This window comes from Stieleria magnilauensis, from assembly GCA_007753675.1.
Lineage (GTDB): Bacteria > Planctomycetota > Planctomycetia > Pirellulales > Pirellulaceae > Stieleria > Stieleria magnilauensis.
Window position 1 is genome coordinate 2,070,490 of sequence record CP036432.1, and the last position, 21,570, is coordinate 2,092,059.

The window sequence follows — 21,570 nt, forward strand, 5'->3', positions numbered from 1 at the left end:
TGGGTCCCCCCCGCACGCGAGTCGCAAATCGACTCTCCCCTGCTCCCCTCCGAGATCGAGACTCGCTCCGCTCAGTTTTTCCGTCGTCCGCTGCTGATCAACGCGTCTTCGAGAGTTTCGTCGTGGGCCAGGACTTCGTCGGTCGTTTGCGGGTCGGCTTTGCGACAGGTCTCGGTCAAGATGTCCGCGAGATCGTCCAGCGGGTCTTCCCAGGTTTCGACGGTCGTGTTCTCCGGCGGAACATTTGCCATCTCGTCGAGAAACAAGATCATCCGCAGGCAATGACGCAGCAAAATACCTTCTTCCTTTTGGAGTTTCTTTGTCGTTACGTACTTATTGAAATCGCCGTCGTAATTGAGCAACTCTCCGACGATCCAGACCGGTCGCACGCGAACGCCCTGAACTGTGGGATAATCATTTTGAAATAGACGATGAATCTTTTCACCGATCGTTAACGGCCAGACGCGTGGTTCTTCGAACATCACGCGGCCAAATCCGCGGTCCTTGACGTCCTCATCGTCGTCCTCGCCCCGCGCACCAAGCTCTTCCGGAGTCGCCAGGCCGAGCGTCAGCAACTGGGGATCCAGCCGCGTGGTTGCCAACGTTCCCGGCGGCATGTCTTCAATCCGCGGCATGCGTGTGAAGCGTGCGACGGTACCGGGAACTTCCAAGACGCTTTCGAGCGCCGCGATCCGTTCTTCGGGATCCGCGGTTGCTAACAGGTCGGCCATGTAGACGCCGAACAACGGATTGATACTGCGCAGATGAACCAAACGTTCCAATCGCGAGGTCGGGGTCGCGGTCTGCGGCCGATACGCATCCAGATCATATTGCTTGACGCGCGGCTGGTCATGGTCATCTCCACCGTCAGTCTCCGGCGGTTCCGGGGCCGACTCAGGTGCCTCGTCGCGCATTTGATCCAGCAACTCACCGAACAATCCGCCCGTGCCGGATTTCGGCTCCGCGACCTTGCCCTTCTCACCGGCGATCTTCTTCTTAACCGGCGGTTTCGGTTGAAGATCGCTCGCAGACGCGGGAACCGGTTTGGGATCGAGCTGTAAATAGTCGGCTTGCCACATCGTGATCAGCATCCGATTCAGTTCCCGTTGCCCCTCTTCAATCTTCTTGGGCGTCAACAATCGCTTGGAGACCAGTTCACGCAGCGGCGCCACACTCGAATCCTTTCCCAGCATGTAAGCCAGTAACCGCCACGGCAATTGCCCACGGCTGGCGAGGTCGGCCGAATCAGCCTCTTGCAGTTGAATGAATTGCTGTTCGGTCCAGTAGGTCTCGCCGGCGCGCCGCTTGGGCATCTTCTTCTTGAGCTGTTTCTTGGCTTTCAACAGTCCCGGATCTTTGGTGTCCTCGGGGATCGAGTCATACTTTTCACGCCACTTGTTCAGCTTGACGTCGTCTTCGTGGGCCAAGGCATACACGAATCCTCGATCGTCAAATTGTGGTCGTCCGGCGCGGCCAAAGATTTGTTGTGCCGAAGCGGTTTCGACCAGCTTGCGTTTGTCCTTGGGGCCTTTCAGCAAACTCGGCAAAACAACACTCCGCGCGGGCAGGTTGATGCCCGCGGCGAGTGTCTCGGTGCAAACGCACATCGCCAACAACTTGCGTTGAAACAGCTCTTCGACCATTCGACGATAGCGTGGCATGACGCCGGCGTGGTGGACCCCGACGCCGCGCATCAAAATCTGTTTCAGTTTTGGTCCCGCACCGTCCGCCATGTCGGCCGCGTTGAGGTAGTCGGCCAGTTCGGCTTGACGCTCTTTGTCGATCAGACTTTTCCCCTTGAGCATCTCGGCGACGGTCCAGCACTGAGAGCGGGAAAAACAAAACACCAGCGATGGTGTGCGCCGAATCTCGTCATCACCGGCGGCAATCTTCTCGGCAAAGTCGTTCAAGATCTCATCGCCGATCCACTCGTACTGCAACGGCACCTTGCGTTCATCGCCGGTGACCAGTTGCAGCCGGCGGTTGTGGGCACGCGACAGCCACGAGGTGAATTCCAGCGAGTTACCGACTGTCGCACTCAATAACATGGTGCGAATGTGCGCGGGCAGTAATGCCAACGTCAGCTCCCACACGATGCCGCGTTCGGGATCGTTGAACGAATGAAATTCATCCATCACCACCGACGTGACGTCCGAAAAATCAAACGCCTCGGGATTGAGCAACCGGTTGAGCAGGATTTCGGCGACGACGACCAGCACCGGCGCATCTCCATTGACGCGCCGATTTCCCGTCACCAGCCCGACGCTGTCGGCGGGAAACCCCCAGCGCACTGCGCTCTCTCGCAATTCATCGAGTTTCTGATCGGTCAACGCGATCAGTGGCGTGGTGTAATACATCCGCCGCCCGGTGCGGAGCGCCTCGTAAACCGCTGCTTCAGCGATCATTGTTTTGCCGGTTCCCGTCGGCGCGCAAATCAACACGCCCTGGTCGCCGCGATCGGGGTCGCCGGCAAAGTACGCCAGCATCGCTTCTTCCTGAACCGGGTAGGGCTCATAGGGGAGCAGCGAAAAGTACTCGGTGGCAAGCGTATCGCGATCCAGGTCGCGATCGACGGTCATCTGTTTTGCTGCCGCCGAAGGGTCAACGGCGGCCGGTTCTTCGTGATTCATGCCCATGTTGTAGCATGGCGGGGTACCGCGTTGACACGGGGCAAACAGGATTGCCCCCTCGCTCAATCGTTTTTCAACGCCGTGGTGCCGACGTACAACCAGTCGGTGAACGATTCCTGAACGTGTTGATTGAAATAGGTGATTGGATGAGCCGTCGAGGAGGCAAAAACGTGCTGCATCGCGTCCCAAAGCGGCGTGTGTTCATCGTAAGACCACAAGGCAAACGCCCCTTGCTCGGTTAGATGCGCCGCGGCCTTTCGTAGGCCGTCAACTTGATAAAACGAATCGTGCTTCTTTGCCAGCTGGTCTTCGGGCGAGTGATCGACGTCGATCAAAATCACGTCGAACCGTTGCTCTGTCGGCGACGCGAGCAAGAACTCATAGATGTCGCCCTCGGAGACGTTCAGACGGTTCGACGCGTTAAGTTCCTCGGCCAGCGGAGTCATTTCGTCACGCAGCCAGCCAATGACTTGCGGCAGGTACTCGATTACCTCCACGTGGTCCACTTTTTCGAACGTCAATGCGGAATGGGCGGTGTAGCCGAGCCCCAGTCCACCGACCAGCACGCGTTGACCGCTTCCGGCGGCCTGCTGTAACGGAATGGTTGCCAATGCCCGTTCGGAATCCGTGTGCAAACTACTCATTAGAAACTCATGATTCAGCGTCACTTCCGTGACCCACTGACGCGGCTCGGACAACGTCTTACGACGCCGCAAGCAAAGGGGGCCCAAGGAAGTCTCTTCATAGGCCAGAATCTTGAGGTCGATCACCGTTTCCTACCGTTGGATGGGGAGCATTGTGCCCACCCGAACCAGCGATTGGCATGGCGGTGCTCAACGAGTTTAACGCGTCAGGCGAAACATGCGGCGGCTAAATCGTTCAAACCGACGCCTTTGCCGACTCTTCCGCTTCCCTGCCGATCAACTTGTTGGCCAGCATGCCCACGGTCAGCCCTTGAACGATGATCGAGAACACGACGACGGCGTAAGTCACCGTGACCAACAGCCCCCGGTTCATCTCGACTGGCAAACTGAGCGCCAACGCGATCGAGATGCCACCCCGTAATCCGCCCCAAGCCATGATGGTTGACGTGTGCGGCGCAAACTTCAGCCGCTTGGCAAAGAACCAGACCGGCGGGATCAACGACAGGAAGCGAGAGACCAATACGATCACGATCGCGGCCAGAGAGGCGAGAATGTACTCGGTACGCACCTCCAAGATCAACAATTCCAATCCGATCAACACGAACAGAATCGCGTTCATCAGCATGTCCATCAGCTCCCAGAACTTGTCGACATACTGTTCGGTTTGCTTGCTCATCATCGTGCCGCGAACCGTGTCGTTGCCCACAATCAGCCCCGCGACCACGATCGCCAACGGTGCGGAGAGGTGCAAGGCATGTGCGAGCGAATAGCCGCCCATCACACAGGCCAGCGTGATCATCACTTCGATCTCATAATCGTCGATCGAACGCAGCAGCAAGAACACGATGTAGCCGAGCGCCAATCCCAGCAGGATTCCGCCAAGCACCTCCTGAACGAACAATTGAACGACGCTGCCGACAGTCATTTCGGCTTCAGCGTCGGGATCGTGGGTTTCCGCCCCCATTTCCGCCGGGGCGGTCGTATCCGTCACGGCGATCACGTTTTCGCTGGCGGCAGCGTGACCGTTGCCGTGGTCCGTCATGCCGCCGCCGGCAATGCTCATGATGGTCAAGAACACGACCACGCCGACTCCGTCATTGAACAACGATTCGCCGACAATCTTTGTCTCCAGCGCTTTCGGCACACCGGCTTTCTTCAAAATCCCCAGCACGGCAATCGGATCGGTCGGTGAAATCAAGGCACCGAACAGCAGGCAGTGAATCATTGGCACCTCCAGGCCCATCCATCCGAATACGAAGTTGACCGATACCGCGACGATGAATGTCGATGCCAGAACCCCCAGGGTCGAAAACACGAGCACGGGCCAGCGTTGGATCCGCAATTGGTCGAAATTGGTGTGCATCGCGCCGGCGAAGAGCAAGAAACCCAGCATCACGTCCAGCAACACCGATTCAAAGTCGATCGCGCCGATCAGACGCTCCGCGCTGGCGAGAAACACATCGGTGAACATCGAACTGGCGAACAGCACCAGGGTGAAAACGATCGCGATCACCATCAAGCCGATCGTGTTGGGCAACTTTAGCAGTTTGACGTTGACGTAGCCGAACAAGGCGGACAGCGCGATCACCGTCGATGCGATTGTGAACAATTCCATCGTCTGTTGATTCCTTCAAAATGAGTCATTGCACTCGCACGCGAGCGTGACAGTTCAGGGTTGCACCTCGACGGTCGGATTCCCGAAAACGACGAAAGGAGCCCACTGGCGAATCGGCAATCGTCGCGACGAGCCTGTACCACTTTCGCGGATGCCCTGCTTGATCAAGCTCACTTTTGCCAACCGAACCGCCTCAGACACATCGGCACCATCGATCAGCAGGTGACGATAAAAGTGCTGCATCAACGCAATCGTCGACAGATTCTCGATACTCCAAAGCGTTGTCACCGAAGATTCAGCTCCTGCCGTGGCCAGCGCCCGCTGCAATGAGAGTAGTCCTTCACCCGGCGCCTCGGTTCCCGCCGCCGTATCGCAGGCGGACAGCACAACCAATTTTGCGTGGGTGAAGTCTAACATGGCTAGTTCGTCCGCCCAGAGGACCCCATTTCCTTCGTCGGCAGCGTTGATTCCGCGATTGGCATTGGAGACGGCAAGCCCGGCGCGACTGGTCGGATGACGGTCCTGGGAGTCGACTCCTGAATCTTCGATCGGCAAATAGAACCCGTGCGATAGAATGTGAACCACGCCGGCGCCGGGAACTCGATCGCGAATCATCGCCTCCGTCGCGTTCTGACCGGTCAATCGTACGATTTCCGACCCGGCCATCTGGCGATCAAACATTTCCGCGATCGAGGCCAACTCCCGATTGGCCTCCGCGAGTTCACTGAAGTAGTAGCGAGCCGACCGCAAGTTCTTCACGTCACCATAATCGATGTCACCGACCAACAATAACATGTTCGGGCGATCGTCGATTGACTCGCTGCCCGGGTCGCCTTGAATCATCAACCGGGGCGCGATGGTGTAAGAAATGGCACAGGATTCCACCAAATAGTGACCGCCCTGCTCCGTCGGCAATGCCGACAGTGGACACTGGGTGAGCGGACCATCGGGCGAAACAAACACACGCGCGGGAGTTTCCCCCGAGGGAAAAAGTGGGTCCCAAACCAGTTGCCGAAGCTCTTCACCGAGTTGGTCAATCGTATGTTCATCGTCACCGGTGACGCTCGACCCGCCCCCTCGCGAGCCGGATTTGATCGCGTCGACCCACTGCTTCGTCTTCTCCTCAATGGGAGCCGCGGGGCCCAAACGAACAAATTCAATCTCACGATGATCGGAGTAGATAAACGCCCCCAGTTCCATCTCGTCGCGACCTCGAAGTGTGGCCAACAACGACGGACGGAGAAAGTGGACGAAGTCGATCACGACGGTACCCGGCGGAAGTGTCCCAAGTATCGCCGCCACGCCATCCATTTCGTACGAACTCGCAGACCATGGTCCGAAGGTGGATGGCCCTTTCTCTGCGATCCGTTTAAGGATTTCATCGCGAGTGGCGACAAGCTGGTCGATTTCAACGTCCTTTGTGTTCTCAGTGTCACCAAGAAGTCCCGCCAAACGACTCGTCACGTCCTGCAATTGCTGGACTTCCTTTTTTAGCTTCGGATTTCGCCGGACCGTTGCTTGGGCACGCTGATACTGCAGCAGGTTGCCCTTGGCTGCCAGGACCATGTGATAGCCATCTTTGACTTTCAGCAGGCCGTTGCGGACGAGCAACATGATCCGATCGAGCGATTTGCGATCCACCGCCGAACGTTCAAATTGCTCCGCGGCCGAATACACCTGGAACAGGGTTTGCCTCCGGACGTCTTCGAACGCGATCATTTCTCGCACAAGACGACCGGCCCCGACGGAATCGCGAATCCCGACACGCGTTTTCAATTCGGAATCCAAGACCGCGTAGTGGGGTCGGCTGTTGCGTCCAAATAGTTCAATCGCAAGTTGTTTGGCGTGTTGATGCTTTTCCAGTGCTTCCTCCGTCCGATTCTCCCACAACAATTGGATCGCTTCTGAGAATGCGACGTCGTACTTTGCCGTTGCATCTTCACCGCCCGATTTTTCCAGGATCCTGCGTTGCTCGTCCAGCAACTGTTTCGCTTTGCGCGCCTCTCCCATGGCTCGATAAGTATCCGCCAAGTGGGTGCGAATGCTCTGAGAGAGTGGACCGAAATTACGATCCTGCTTGACGAGAATTGCCTGGGCGCGATTGAGCGAATCGAGTGCGTCTCGAAAGCGTCCCACGCGTTTGAGATGTCGTCCGTACAAGTGCAAGCCCAAGGCATACTCATAGCTCTCGGACCGCTCATCGCTTTCCATCAGGGTGTTTGCTTGGTCGAACAGCCGATCGGCCTCTTCTTTTCTCTGCACGATGCTATAGATCGAAGCAAGCTGGTACGCTGCGGTCGCAGAACACAAATGTTCTTTCCCATAGAGCCGCTCAGTCGTCTCAAAAACCTCTTTCAGCAACTGAAGTGCGCGCCCGGCATCCCCACCGTTCGACGCTCTGATCGCGAGATTTGTCTTCAGCGAAAGAGTCTTGGAGTGATCATTGCCGAGATGTTTCAAGCAGGCTTGATACAGTTCTTTCTCCTGTGCCAGCGGTGTCGCCCCCCCTTTTTGCCTGATATCAGCAAGTCGGGTATAGAACTGGTCGATGTCGATCAATGCCTGCTTTTTCGCTGCATCGGCACTGTTGATCAGCTTGGCATAACTGAGTTCGTCAAGATAATACTGATAGCGTTCTGATTGGCCGTCCCGGAACATCGTTTGAATCTCAAGAAATTCCTCGAGATGTCGCTGATAGGTTTCATAGTCAGACTCCGTATGAGCCTGTGTTGCCCAGCGTTGCAAGGTATTTCCGGCAAGCGTCAACGCCTGCTTTGAATGCTCACAGTCGCAACCAGCCAATTGCATTAATTTCATCAAGTCCTTGACCATTTCGCCATCGTCGCTGACGGCGTTTTCGCCACGGGACGCGGCGTCGCAAGCGAGGATCCGCGACCGAATGGCTTCGGGATGGTCGTTGCCGAAGGAAATCGAGAAAACATGAGCGGCTTCTCGATACGTTTTCGCAGCGTCTTCCAGTCGAGACTGCTGGTCGTAACATTCGGCAAGGGACTGAAGCTCGACACCGCTGGCGTAATAGTTTTCGCCAAAGTGTTCGTCAAACAACTTCAACTGGTCACGCAGAAAGCTTTCTCTGGCGGAGTGTAAACCGAGTCGCTCGGAGGAAGCCGCGCGCGTCTTCAGACGGTTGATCTCTTCGTGCACTTCGGCCTGTTCGGGCGTCTGCCGCGTCTCGGTTCCCGAAAATCGGATGGTCTGCAAGGCAACCTTGCTGTTGCGTTGGCCGACGACCACTGCGTGACACCAAGCACCAAGACAACCGCTGAATGCCGTCCCCACCGACTCGTCGTCGCGAAAAACATGTAGCACGCCGGCTTTGTACTTCAGCTTCCATTGCGTCTGGATTGTTTGACTTTGTACCGGCGGAAATCGCCGCAAGAAGTGCGGGCTCGGTTTGGACCGGCCATCGACGCTACGCAGGTCCGCCAATTCAACTTGCTCGGACCAGTTGTCGTCCGATTTCCGGCGAACAATGGCGACAATGATTTGACGGCCCCCTGAAAAGGCGAAGTGAATTTGGGTCGCGGCATCGCCTTGCTGATTCGGGTCTGGCGTCAGATCAATCGCAACCTCGAAATCCGCTTCAGACTTCACACGTCGGACGATCGATGCTCCCGACATGAGTGTGAGCGAGGAATCCGCCCACCGTGCGTTTCCGTTGACCTGGTAGTCCGCTCTCGTATCGACGGAAAAATCGTCTTCGAAAGCCGCCGGAAATTGCTCGCTCTGCTCCTCTCCGTACGTGCTGCACGACGTCGGCCACAGGAGCAGTGTTGTCAACAAGCAGCCAAAGCATTGGTTTAGGAGCGGAATTCGGCGTGAGGGAGTCATGAGAGCGGATTGTCCTGAACGTCTTGAGTGGTCGCGATCGCGGCGTAAGACTTTAGCATGCCGATTGTGGGTTTGGGGTTGGGGTTGTCGGGTGGAAAACAGGTCCCGCGGTGTGTTGCGGTGCGATGAAATGACCACTGAGCCCACCGATGGATTGACCGACAAATTGCTGGTGTGCGTCGTCCAGATTCAATCTTAGGAAGAACGCACTAAGGCGCGTCGGGACCGAGCGTGGCAGGTTGGGGTGCCGGCCAGAGCAGCACTTTTCCGTCTCTGGCAGCGGTCATGATGAGACTTCCGTCGACGTCGCAATCAATCGCCGTGACGCCCTGGGTGTGGCGGCGCAGGGCCAGTACTTCGCGACCGAAGATCAAGTCGGAGTCAGCCGACAAGTCGTCCTCCAGAACTTCTAACCGCGGATCCCACACCCGCGCAGACTTGTCGCGCGACGCCGTGAGCACGCGCACCTGGCCGGAATCATCGTTCAACACCGCAATCGATTCGATCCGATCGGCGTGTCCACGCATCACCCGTGGCTTGACGTCGGCGTCTGCGTTCGAATCAATCAACCACGCCGTTTTATCCGACGCGCCGACCGCCACATAACGACCGTCGGTCGAGAACGCGATACAGGTCGGCGCGAGACCGTGGGGCAGTTTCCAGCGGAACGTCGCCGCGGAACCGTCGATGGGGTGTCGTTCGATCGAACCATCTGAACCGGCCAGCAGCAACCGCCCGCCATCGGGCGAAAACCGCAGATGTTTGACTTCGGTTCCTTTGATTTCGAACTCGCGTTCCAAGCGGAACCCCGATTGGCGATCCTTCCAAATCCAAAGGCGTGCAGCCGCGCCGGCGCCGCAGGTTGCGATTCGATAACCTTGTTCGTCCACATGGCTTGAAATATCCAGCCCCGTCATCGCACCGGCGTGGGGGTTTTCAAGCTTGTCGATCGCCGCTCCGGAATCGGTCTGCCACAGACGCACGCTTCGACTGGCCGTCGCGGCGAACTTTCCATCGGGAGAGAAACACGCGTCGATCACCGAGGCGTGGGGACGATAACTTTTCACGTGAGCCATCGCGTCGATCGACCAACGAAAGGCGGCTTCCCCATTGAGCGTGATCAACTGGTCGCTGCCTGACAACAACCCCGTCTCCGGTGCTCCGATCGTGATCGGTAAATCGAAGGCCTTGCGTTGTCGGCTGGCCAGATCGATCAACACCACCCGACCGCCGCGTCCCTGTTTGGTCTGACGACAGAGGACGACATGGTTTCCTCGATTTCCGAATCGCGCCGACGTCAGTCGCGCATTGTCATCAGCCGCCTCGCCGTCGGATTCGAGCGGCGCCTCCACCCGGTCGAGTCGACGGCTGTTTTGTGATGCCAGATCCCACCATGTCGCGGTCGTGACGAAACGATTGTTTGTCGTTTGCGCCGAAAGCGTGATTGCCTGATCGCCGCGGTGTGACAACGAGACGCCGGTCACGAATCCGTCATGATCCAGCCGGCGACGCGGTTGACGTGATGCGCAATCAATCTCCGTCAATTGCCCGTTGTCACTGGCCATCCAAAGCGATCGGTTGTCCGGCGAAATCGCTAGCTCATTGATGCGGTACCCTCGCAACAGATCGATCGGCGGCCCGATGGGTTGCCCGGTCGCCGCGTTCCATAGCAGGCACCGCCCCCCGCGATCTCCCGTAGCCGCGAACGCCCCATCACTGGACAACGCAAACGCGGTCACGGCTTGATCGCCGGCGGTAAAGCGGTGCACGATTGTGGGAGTTCCGGTGCGCCGATCGACATCCCACAACAAGGCCTTGGCGTCCGGTCGGCTGGAACCGGACAATAACCGGCGTCCGTCTTGGGAAAGGGCGAAGGCGTTGTTGAGCCCCGTCCCCGGCAACACGCCGAGCTGGGTTCCCGAGTCGACATCCCAGATGCGGATCGTCGCATCCGCGCTGCCGACGAACAACCGTGCTCCCGATGCATCCAGCTGCGCCGACATCGCCAAGAACTCGGTCCCTTCGTTCAATTCACCTGGCGCACCTTCTTTGGTGTTGATCCGCGCGATCTCGCGAAACATCATCCGGCTTCGATCGAGCCCCAGGATCCGGGCGGTGTGGTCGCGGCTGGCGGAAATCAATCGTGCTCCGGAACGATCGAGCCGGGCGGCCAGGATTTCGTCACCGTGTAGTTGTGTCCCGTGCAGCTGCGTCCCGTTTGACTGACTCGTAGGCAATCGATTTTCGTCGGTCGGGTCGTCCAGGTCGGGCCGAAGCGAGCCGGGTGCCGAACGATCCCAAACCCGGACGGTTCCATCGGCCGATCCCGACATGACGGCAGCGTCGCCCGGCGCAACTGCTTTTTCTCGGATTGCCAACGCGCGCACCCAACCACCATGGCCACGGAGGGTGTACTGCAGCGATTGATCAGAGACCATCCATGCGGCAATCGTGTAGTCATCCGAACCGGTCAACAGTGTTTGGTCGAGATCATCGAATCGCATCACGCCAATCGCGTCGGGGTGCGCTTTCCAACTCGCGACGGTGGCCTCAGGGTTGGAGCGTGTGGGGGCAGGCTGATCCGAGGCTGCCTGCTCGGGCGCTAGCGGGTCGGGCGACTCGGGTGTGTCGCTGATTGAATCGATCGCCTGCTCCAGCGCGGCGTCGAAATCCGTCGGCTGCAATTGCTGCGGACGCCACAGGAACACGTTGCCGCGAGTGTCTCCGGATGCGGCCAGTCGTCCATCGCTGGAAAGCGCCAACGCAATCGCCGGAAACGGGTGGTCGGAAAACTCACCGATCCGCGCGAACTGATCGAACTTGAGATGCCACGCGACGACTCGTCCCGATTTTCCGTCGCTGACCGCAGCGATGATGGTCGGCGGAGCATCGGCGTCGGCTGGACGGGACGCCAACGAGACAACCGGTGCGATGTGCCATCCGCGAGCGACACGTTGCTCGTTGACGGGATCCCACAGCGCGACGGTGCGATCGGAGGAGGCGGACAACAACCGTCCGTCGGCCAAAAACTGCAGATCATTGACGGTCGCTGAATGTCCGTCCAACGTGTGCACGGTCTGGCCTGTCGTCGGGTCGACGATCAAGACAGCCCCCCGCTGGGTTCCGATCGCACACCAGCGGCCATCCACGGCGATATCCGCGCAGGTCGCCGCGAGATCGTCGCGGGTCCAAGTCGGCCCCGCCGGCTCATCAAACCACGCGCGATGCACCGTCCCATCGCTGCAGACGACGACGCCAGACAGACCGTCCGCCATGGTGGCAAGATCGATGACACCGGAATCGAATCGGAACGCCGATCGCGATTGGTTGGCCAGGTGCCACAGGTACCGCCATTCCCAGGCCGGCGGCTGTCCGGGGCGGGCGGCGCGAATCGCAGCCAGGATCAATCGAGCGTCGTCGAACTCATTGCCGTCGACACGGGCTTTGGCCAAACCGATCTGCGAGAGATACGACTCATACCGTGCACGCTGGAGCGCGGCGAGCGCGGCTTTTTCACTCTGCTCGGCCTTCAACTTTTGTTGCAGTGCATCATCGGCGTTTTGCTTTGCGATCAGCTCCTGTGCTTTCGCTTTCCGTTCGTTGCTCTCGGCCAAACGACGGGCGTCTTTTGCATCCTGCTCATTCTCTTCGGCGATTCCCTTTTGAATTTCAACGTTTTCCTTTTCCCGCTGAACCTGGATCAGTCGATTGGCTGCCAACTTTTCCGACGTCTCGGCGCGATCCCTCTGCTCGTTGGCGATCCGAGTTTGCTCCTCGGCCGCCTGCCGCTGGGTGTCGGCGATCCCGCGCTGTTCATCGGCTTCCCGACGTTTGTCGTTGATCACGTACAGTGCGATACTTCCGCCAACCAGAATGAACAGCAAACTGGCAGCGACAAGGCGACGGAGCAGTCGCAACCGAACCAAACGGTGTTCGCGCTGGTGCAGCCCAGCGTTCAGTTTTTCGATCAGTGGCAGGTGTTTGGAATCACTGGGATTAAGCAACGACAATCCCAGGTCGAAGTCGCCGTTTTCGTAGGCGGCCGCTGCGTGATCGATCCGGCATCGATCCAAACCTTCCGCGGCGGCTTGATTGCCATCCCAAAGCGCGAGGGCCTGTTCAAATCCATGACCGGCACGTGAAAAGGACTCGTAGCGCAACGTTTCTTGGGCGCGCTGATATTCCTGCTGGGCGGCCGTCGAGATCGCGATGCTTTCGGAGTGGGATCGGTAGGAGCGGATCGCTTGCTGGAAGGCCTGCACACTTTCGAAGCGTTCCTTGGGGTCGGTCGCCATCGCTCGCAAAGCGATTTGCAACAATTCGCCGTCCTGCTGCGGCGGTGTGTCTTGAATCTCGTTCTGAGCGACCTTGCGAATGCACTGGCTGACATTGTCGGCCCGGTGCGGTGGAACGCCGGAGATGATGTAAAACAGCGTCGCACCGAGCAGATAGATGTCGCTGTGCGGACCGATCGCCTCGACCGGACCGAGCGCCATCTCCGGTGCCATGAAGGCCGGTGTGCCGCCCAGGCCGGCGGTGAAGGTGATCGAATCGCGTTTTTCGAATTCGGGTTTGGCGATCGCCAGTCCCCAGTCCATCACCAAGACTTCGCCAAAATCCCCGAGCATGATGTTTTCGGGTTTGATGTCGCGGTGGATCACGCCACGCGTGTGCGCGAACGCGATCGCGTCACAGACCTTCAGCAAGATTTCCAGGTTTTCATCGCGTGATTTTTCTTTGATCGTCTTCAGCCAGGGCTGACCGACGACACGTTTCATGGCGTAGAACAGCGTGTTGTCGGCCGCCACGGCGATGTCGTGAATGGGAACGATATTGGGGTGATCCAGATCACCGGTGACGACCGCCTCGGACAAGAATTGCTGACGCCGCTCGTGTTCGACGTCTTTCAAACGTCCGGATTGGTGGAGCGACTGACGTTTGGCCTTGGGCAGCGGCTTGATCACTTTGACCGCAATCATGCGATCCAGCGATGCTTGACGAGCCACGTAGACATTGCCCATGCCGCCGCGACCGAGCAATCGAATCAAACGAAAGTCCGACGGTGAATCGGGGTCGCGCGTCGGGATGGCCAGATCACGCTCGCGAATGTGCAGCTTCGATTCGGTGATGGACCGTTCTACCGCGGGGCGAAGCTTCGACAGTTCCTCCTTGTTCTGCTTGCTGGCACCGATCGCGGCGGATCCCCAGAACGCCGCATCTTCCTTACTCAATTCACGTGGATTGATCGTCTGGGAGATATCTCGGCTGTGCATCACCGATGCCGGTTCGGCCTCCGCAGTCTCTTCATTCAGATCGCTGGCGGTCGGATTTGCCGCCGAGCCGCCGGCAAACACACGAGTGGCCTCGGCCTTGGTTGGCGGAAGATCGGTTGTCGTCTGTTCCGACGGTCCCTCAAATTGCAAGGTTTCTTCGATCGCGTCGCCCTTGGTCTCGTCAGAAGACGCGTCACCCTGGTCGAGATCGTTCAGCGAATCGTCTCGCTTGTCGTCGCGGTCATCGGCATTCATCGCTCGCTTGCCTCCCGACCGTCAGCGGCGCTGAGCCCATCGACACGTGCTCGAAAACGCCCCGCCACCGAGAACCGGCTGAGTCGAGGAGCCTCCCACGCGTCCGGTTCGCGAACCTCGGGGGGGCGGTCCAATCGCATGGGCGGAACCCAATGCGAAGATCGATCGAGTTCCTCGACCGCGTCGGTTTGATCATCAGCGTCGGAGTCATCAGCGTCCAGATCATCAGCATTTTGAATGTCCAGTCCCGCACCCGGAACGACAGGGACCAAACGCAAGGCGCCTCCATCGGGTGCGTCACCCGGCAGAACGGGTTTTCCGTTACGCAAGTCCACGCTCAGGATCGAACGCACGTTACCGTCGCCGAGCACGTATTGAATCTGGTAGCGTCCATCGGGCAAGGATTGGAACAGCTTCTTCAGTTGATCGCCGCTGATGATGTCATCCGGCAGGCGTGTCGGCGGCACCAAATCGTCGCCTTCGGGATCAGGTGAAAGCACGCGGATCTGAAAGAATTCCTCTCGGGCGGTCGTCGTTGACGCGACCACTTCGGTCGTCTCCATCGTACCACCCAAAACGACGACGACCGTTTCATTGCTGACGAACACGGGAACTTGTTCGATCACCGGAATCACGTCTCGGACGGGAAAAAACGCCACTGGAATCGACAACGATGGAATGATGAAACGGGCCGTGCCGTTCTCCAAGATCGGTACGGACGGAGCATCTTCGGTCAGCGGATTGTCGGTCGACGAAATCAGCTCTCCCTCAACGACGTGGACCACACTGTCTGCCTGCTGAATCGTTGTTCCCGTCACCACGATCGACTCGTGATGTCGCACCGAGAACCGCACTTCCAAAGGATCGGTCGCGGATGTTCGGCCGTTGAAGCGGGCATCGAGAATGTCAGGTTCCAAGTACAAGTGTTCGACTTGCAACGGTGGCGCATCTCCGCTCAATGAATCGATTTGTTGAAAACGTTGCGTCGCGGCGCCCCAATCGATGTTGATCGTCAATCCGCGTTCGCCGGGGTTGCCGATGTCAACGGTCAACACGCCGGTCGCATCGTTGACGGCCGCTTGCTCCAGCCGATTTGTCGCAATTGTGGTGGCATCATAAAAGGCGGTGTCACTGAGCCCGTCGTCAGGCCGCGTGGCAAACCGACGCGCAACCCCCACGCCCTCACCGGTTTCGATTTGAAAGTCTTCTCCCAACACGATCTGCGGGGCGTCAATCGTGACGGCCCCGATGACGCTCTGGCGAGCTTGGATTTGGACTGAATCGTCCAACTGAATCAACCGACCGGCCTGCAGTCGAATGCGACCGTTGGCACCACCGGCAATCAGTTCGACATCGCCGCGCCGCGAGTTCAGATCGTCTACCCGAAATGAATCGAACACGAGGATCGACTCCGACGCGCGGACTCGGATTTCTCCGTTGACCGTCGAGACCGTTTCGCCGTCGTCCTGCCGATCCGACGATGCCAATCGGATCGTATCGACTTCATCGATTTCCACGTCACCCCGCGCGGTCCCCAATACGCTCAGTTCCAAGTCATTGACGTTTGTCACCAACCGAATCGCGTCGCCCGCATCAGCGGTCGCGTTGCCACTTTCGACCCGCAAATCGTCCGCGACCAACAGTGAGTTTGCGCCGAAGGACAGCACGTCGTCCCCGGCCACCAATTCGACATCGGTCACCTGCTCGGTGGAGTCAGCGGAGTCGGTCACGATCAATCGGACCAAGATGTCGCTGTCGCCCGCGGTGGCAACCAACCGTACATCGCGGTGCTGGCCGGCGTCTTGGCCGGCGGCATTTTGCGAACGGACTCGCTCGGCCACGATGTCCCCGACGGCGACGATCTCAATTTTCCCATCAGCCGTCAGCACGTCGACCAGCTCGATCGCCGAGCCCTCGCGGATCTGGAGCGCCCCGGTTTGCCGAACGAACGCAGCCAACCCCACAATTTCCGTCTCGATCGCGTCCCGGTCACCGACTCCCCCGGCAACATCGATGCGCACCAAACCAGACTCGGCGACCAGATCCACATCCTGGTCACCCGCATCGATCAACGATCCGAATGGTGATTCGATCGAAATCGCTTGTCCGTTGTGGGTCGAACGAATCGACGAGACGAAGACGTTGCCCGGCGTTTGGATCGCGACGGTGCCCGACCCGGCATCGATCACTGAGCCGTCTTGCAGCGCAATCGTGCTGGCGGGCAAATCGGGGGCATTGCCGCCGGACAGAAGTACGCTTCCGCCCAGGGACGTTAAATGTCCCGACGGGGTGAACACCAAGTTTCGTCGGGCCGCGATTGTGACGTCACCCGATTCGCTGACGACGCCGCCCCGAACTGTGATGTCGGACTGGCCGCCGAGATTTTGCAGCACGACCTTGCCGATGCCTCCGGCTGACAACGCCGTCGGCGACACTTCTGATAAGACGTCCATCGAGGCGGTTTCCGTCAAGAGCGTGACATCACCGTCTGCGTTGCCGACGTCGATGATCGACAAGCGATCGTCGCCGCTGTGCCGGATCAGGATTTCATCGCCATTGCCACCGCCGGTCCGGACACGAGACAATTTGACGGTGCGATCCGCCAGAACGTCCATCCGAATCGCCCCTAGGTCCGTGACCGCTTGGACATCGGCGACGCCGGTGACCGTGATCGTGCCACCAGCTCCGATGCCGGCGCGGGCGCCTAGACGGATCTCGCGTCCGATCAGATCAACGGTCGAATCCAAATCCGCATCCTCGATCGCAACCGCATCGATCTCAATCCGCCCGTTGCCGGCGTCGACCAAGCCGATCGGCAACGTGCCGGTGGACGCGATCACCCCGGACACTTCAAAACTGCCCACAAAGATCGATCCACCCGTCGCCGATGTGCTGGCTGAAAACGATTGCAACGCCGCGACCTGGATGGGAACGGAAACCGAACCGATCGAGGCCATCGTTTCGGTGGTGTTGGATTGTCCCGGGAAGATGCCTCCCGCCGTGATCTCCACGACGTCGCCGCCCACGTTGACGCTCGACTGCCCCGCGTCGGCGACGAGATTTCCGGCAGCGACCAGCTTGACCAAACCATTCGTCGTGAACACCGATTCCAACACCAGATCGCCGGCAACCTGAACGTCGATCGTGTCTGCGGCGGAGACGAACAACCGCAGATCGTCCGCTGAATCACGCACCGTCACGCCCTGGTCGGCGGCAACATGAACATTGTCGATCGAGTTGGTTGTCGATCCCAGGTCCAGCTGCCCGGTTGATGAAGCGGTCACTTCAATCGCATCGATCTGTGAACCGATCGCTTGCCCGACCGACCCGATGGTGCCGAGGCTATCGTCGCTGCCCAGGACCAATGTGCCATTCGGCGTGAAAATGTTTCCCAACAGAAATTCGCCGCCGTGCAGCGACACCGCGACGCCGGCAGCGGTGCTGCGGAGCGTCCCAAGCGACAGATCGCTTTGGGGCGCGGCGGAGTCAATGACGATTTGACCGGTATTGGCATCGACGGTCGAACGCACGACAAGCGCGTCGCTGGCATTGATTCGAATGTCACCGCCGATCAACGTCAGATCACCATCGATCGCCACCGACTCGGCGTCCAGCAAGAATGTGCTGGCGACATTGAGCATCCCGACATCGATATCGGCATTCCAATTGACTTCGTCCACACCCTGACCGCCGACCACCGTCGACACCGCATCAAAGTCCTGGCCGAAATCGGCAAACGACAACCGATCGTTTCCATCACGTCCATCGATGGAAAGACTGTCGGTCGGGTTTTCGAAATGCAATTCGCCGCTCCGACCACCGCTGAACAGTTGCCATTGCGTCATCGTGGGGTCTGAATCACCGATCACGTCCAGTTGATCCGCCGCGCGGGTGAGCTGTGCGGACAGCACCGCCGACGGTAACTGCAAATCGACCAGACGAACGCCGAGCATGGTGATGTCATAGGCCGGCGCAAGCGATGGATCATGTTGGACGGTCAAGCTGAGTTCATCGGCGGTGTGATAAACGAAATCAAATTGATCGGGGGAATCGAGCGTGCTACGGTCGCTGTCAAAGATCGTCACCGACGCGTCGCCGGGAACCTGCGCGGTGTCAAAAACGATATCCACATCGAAGTGCAATGGATTCGCGCCGACGTCCACGAAACCGTTGACGTCGATCAACAATTCCGATTGCTCGGCGGTCGCATCCAAAACAAGCATGCGTCCGTTTAATCCGGCGATCGGACGCACGGTCGGATCGGCCGCCTGGGCGTCGGCCAGCGAATCGCCGCTACGGATCTCTAAATCAACGCCGGCTCGCGAAACGATCGTGACCTTTCCGGCTGGCTGCAGACGATCACCGGCGGTCACGATCGCGACGTCATTGCCGTCGCCGCCGAAGTAGGTGATGAACGCCGGCACGGCGGCAGCGCCGGGGCCAAACCGCGTCAACACACGGGCTCCGTCGAACAGTTCTCGAGGCGTCGCGAGCGGCTGGCCGTCCTCGTCGACGTTCGAAACGAACCGCCCGGTCACCGGTCCGTCGGAGTCGTTTTGGACGATCACCAACTCGGTATCGCCGGGCAAAGTGACGGCGACGTCCAACTGCAACAGGGCACCGACAATTTCAATCGGTTGCCCGTCGATGGCGACGGAGTCCAGTGATTGGCCCACGGTCGCTCCGTCCACATCCACCTGAAACGTCGCGTCGGCGCTCAGACTCAACGCGCCGAATCGTAACTGACCGGTCGGCGATCCGCTGATGAATTCGTTGGGTGAGAGCGTACCACCGGCGACTGTCACGGTCCCACGAATCTCGCCGCTGCCGGCAAGCACGGCGCCGTCACGAACTTCCACGACCGCAGCCGCATCGATGCTTCCGTCGACCCGCAACGTTCCGCCGACAATGATCAGATCCGTGCTGGATGTGTTCTCGGCCAGCAAAACGAGTTCGCCATCACCTTGCTTTTCGATTGCCGTCTGGCCTTGGGAATCGATCATCACCGCACTGAGTTCGACGATGCGACTGGGTTGGACCGATATCGCATCATCAAATCGAACGTGCATCGCTTGCAGTTGCGTGTCGGCTGCGAACGTTACATCATTCTGGAAGAACACCGATCCTGTTGCCGAGATTTGCCGCGTGCTCGATGAGTCACCGGCGACTTGGATGCCTCCATCGGCGGCCAAGCTGACTCCGTTCCAATCGGTTAAATCAGCGTCGACGACGATGGAACCGGCCGCGTCGACGGAGAGCTGATCACCGCCTTGGAGTTCAGCCCGGATCGTGGCGGAATCACCTGCCAAAAGCATCACACTGTTGTTGGGACCGAGCGTGCGGTGATTGCCATCGAGCGTCAACTGCTGGGCCGCGTTCAATTCGGTGATCGTGCGTTCGAACACAACGTCGCCAGACAGCTGAATGTTGCCGCCGGCGTTTGAGGAGCTGTCAGTCGATCGGATCGTCGCACCGGCCAGGCGAATCTGATCGCCGGCCAGAACCACGTCGCCGCCGTCGACGGACACGTCACGCACGGACAAATCCTCCGCGGCGATCGCAAAACCCGCCAAGTTTTGCGGGCTGTCGGCCGATGTCCCGCCAACGTTCCCCTGAATCTCGACACGACCGCCGGCCGAAGCCCCGAGCGCTTCGATGGTCAGTGCGCCCGCCGTCAGTGTTCCGGCTGGCATCGAGTCATCCGACGTGATCGGACCAATCCAGATTACATCGCCGCCTGTGGCGGTTGGCCCCAGCGCAGTATCGAGCACAACTTGACCGGAGATTCGCGAGTTTCCGCTGACCAGCACATTGGCACCGTCGGTGGTGATCGACGCATCGGTCAAAAACAAATTCGGAGCACTCAGGGTGACATTGCCAGCGGTGCCAGCCGCCGCCCCATCGACTCGACCGTCGATCACCAAGCGGTCACCGGCGATCAAAACGAGCGCGCCAGAATCGGTCGCGATGTTCCCCGCAGCCACGATCTCGCCGGAACGAATCCCCACGTTCCCCGCCGTCACATCCCCCTGAAAGTCGACTTGATCACGCGAATCAACCGATAGGGAGTCGCGGATCGTGACATCACCGGTGAATCGAGTCTCGGTCGCGCTGACGACGCGAACGTCTTCGATCGTTTCGCCGGCGGACGTATCGATCTGCCCGAGACGGATCACCGAATTTGCATCGGGATCAAACTCAAAGAACAGACTCAGGTCATCCGACGACGCACTGATGGTCGCGTCTTGCCAGAGCACCTCGCCGGAATCGCCGATCACACGAACGCTACCGTCAAGCGTCACCGTTCCTTGAACTTCGAATACTCCAGCGCCCAGGTCGATCTGCGTCAACCCGGTCGGCAACGCCGCACCAAGGATCACACCTCCGGTCAGAGAAACGATCCGGTCGGCGAACTGAATCGATGTTCCGCTAGGCGTCAACTCAATCGTCTCGCCGACGATGTTGATCTCCGTTGGCGGCGATGGAGACGTGATGGGCTGGAACCCGAGCACGGTTCGGTCGGCGCCACCGGCATCAAGGACATCCAAGTTGATTCCGTCTGGCAACTCGATCTGCAACAGATCGTCACCGCCGCCCAAATCGATCGTCACCTGACCGTTGGTGATCTGAGAAACCGCCAACGGATCGGTCTCGCTGCCCGTCGCCCCTCCGTGATGCCCTGCGATCGGAATCACCGTCCCGAAGGCGTCGGTCAGTTGAATGGAGTCGCCGCTGCCGACGGTTTGGAAGTGGACTTCGTCGTCGGCCAAGTCGCCGAAGATCAACAGCCCGCTGGCGGCCGAGAGTTCTGCCGTCGCGTTGAGGACGATTCGAGGCTCCAGGGGGGTGAGGCGAGGCGTCAACCATTGCGGTCCCCCCGGGCAACGCTGTGAACCATTTATTCTCTGCGTTTGACGAGGTGTTCGCGGCAGGGCGCAAGCCCTCCGGTCCCTCATCGTTCCCGAAACACCGGAGGGCTCGCGCCCTACCGCTAAAAAATGCTTCACAGCGTTGCCCACCGGGGACTCGATCGGACATTGAGCCGCAACGGAGCATCTGTCGATCAAATCGCGCAGCCAGCGCCCGATCTGACGACCAGCCCGCTCGTCGTTTTTCGCCCCACGGCCAAGCATGATAAATCCCCTCTAAGGGCTTGATTCGGAGTCGCCACTATGAGGCTTGATGAGAACCACGACATCAGACTGCGCAAACCAGTCAAGGCCGACGGATCAGGCAGACCAATAGCATCGTGACGGCTGTTGTGGGCGTCAAATCTCAGTTTGATAAATAGGGGAAAATGT

At 59.1% G+C, this 21,570-nt stretch carries 6 protein-coding genes; all 6 read right to left on the reverse strand.

From position 1 onward, the window contains the following. Positions 1 to 71: 71 nt before the first annotated feature. Positions 72 to 2,630: a DEAD/DEAH box helicase gene (locus tag TBK1r_RS07485; RefSeq protein ID WP_419581090.1), complete on the reverse strand. Its 2,559-nt coding sequence runs from the start codon at positions 2,628 to 2,630 to the stop codon at positions 72 to 74. Positions 2,631 to 2,692: 62 nt separating this feature from the next. Beyond that, entirely contained in the window at positions 2,693 to 3,400 is a 708-nt protein-coding gene (locus tag TBK1r_RS07490) for a spermidine synthase family protein (protein ID WP_145208595.1), read from the reverse strand. A gap of 109 nt (positions 3,401 to 3,509) precedes the next feature. Next, positions 3,510 to 4,889: a cation:proton antiporter gene (locus TBK1r_RS07495; RefSeq protein WP_145208596.1), complete on the reverse strand. Its 1,380-nt coding sequence runs from the start codon at positions 4,887 to 4,889 to the stop codon at positions 3,510 to 3,512. Positions 4,890 to 4,943: 54 nt separating this feature from the next. Then, the gene (locus TBK1r_RS07500; RefSeq protein WP_419581091.1) at positions 4,944 to 8,690 is read right to left on the reverse strand and encodes a CHAT domain-containing protein; all 3,747 of its coding nucleotides are present in this window, start codon (positions 8,688 to 8,690) and stop codon (positions 4,944 to 4,946) included. A 260-nt stretch (positions 8,691 to 8,950) separates the two neighbouring features. Further along, entirely contained in the window at positions 8,951 to 14,269 is a 5,319-nt protein-coding gene (locus tag TBK1r_RS07505; RefSeq protein WP_145208598.1) for a protein kinase domain-containing protein, read from the reverse strand. Continuing rightward, positions 14,266 to 21,132, reverse strand: a complete 6,867-nt coding sequence (locus tag TBK1r_RS07510) for a beta strand repeat-containing protein (protein WP_145208599.1) — start codon at positions 21,130 to 21,132, stop codon at positions 14,266 to 14,268. The genes TBK1r_RS07505 and TBK1r_RS07510 overlap by 4 nt, the downstream gene beginning before the upstream one ends. Between the last annotated feature and the right edge of the window lie 438 nt (positions 21,133 to 21,570).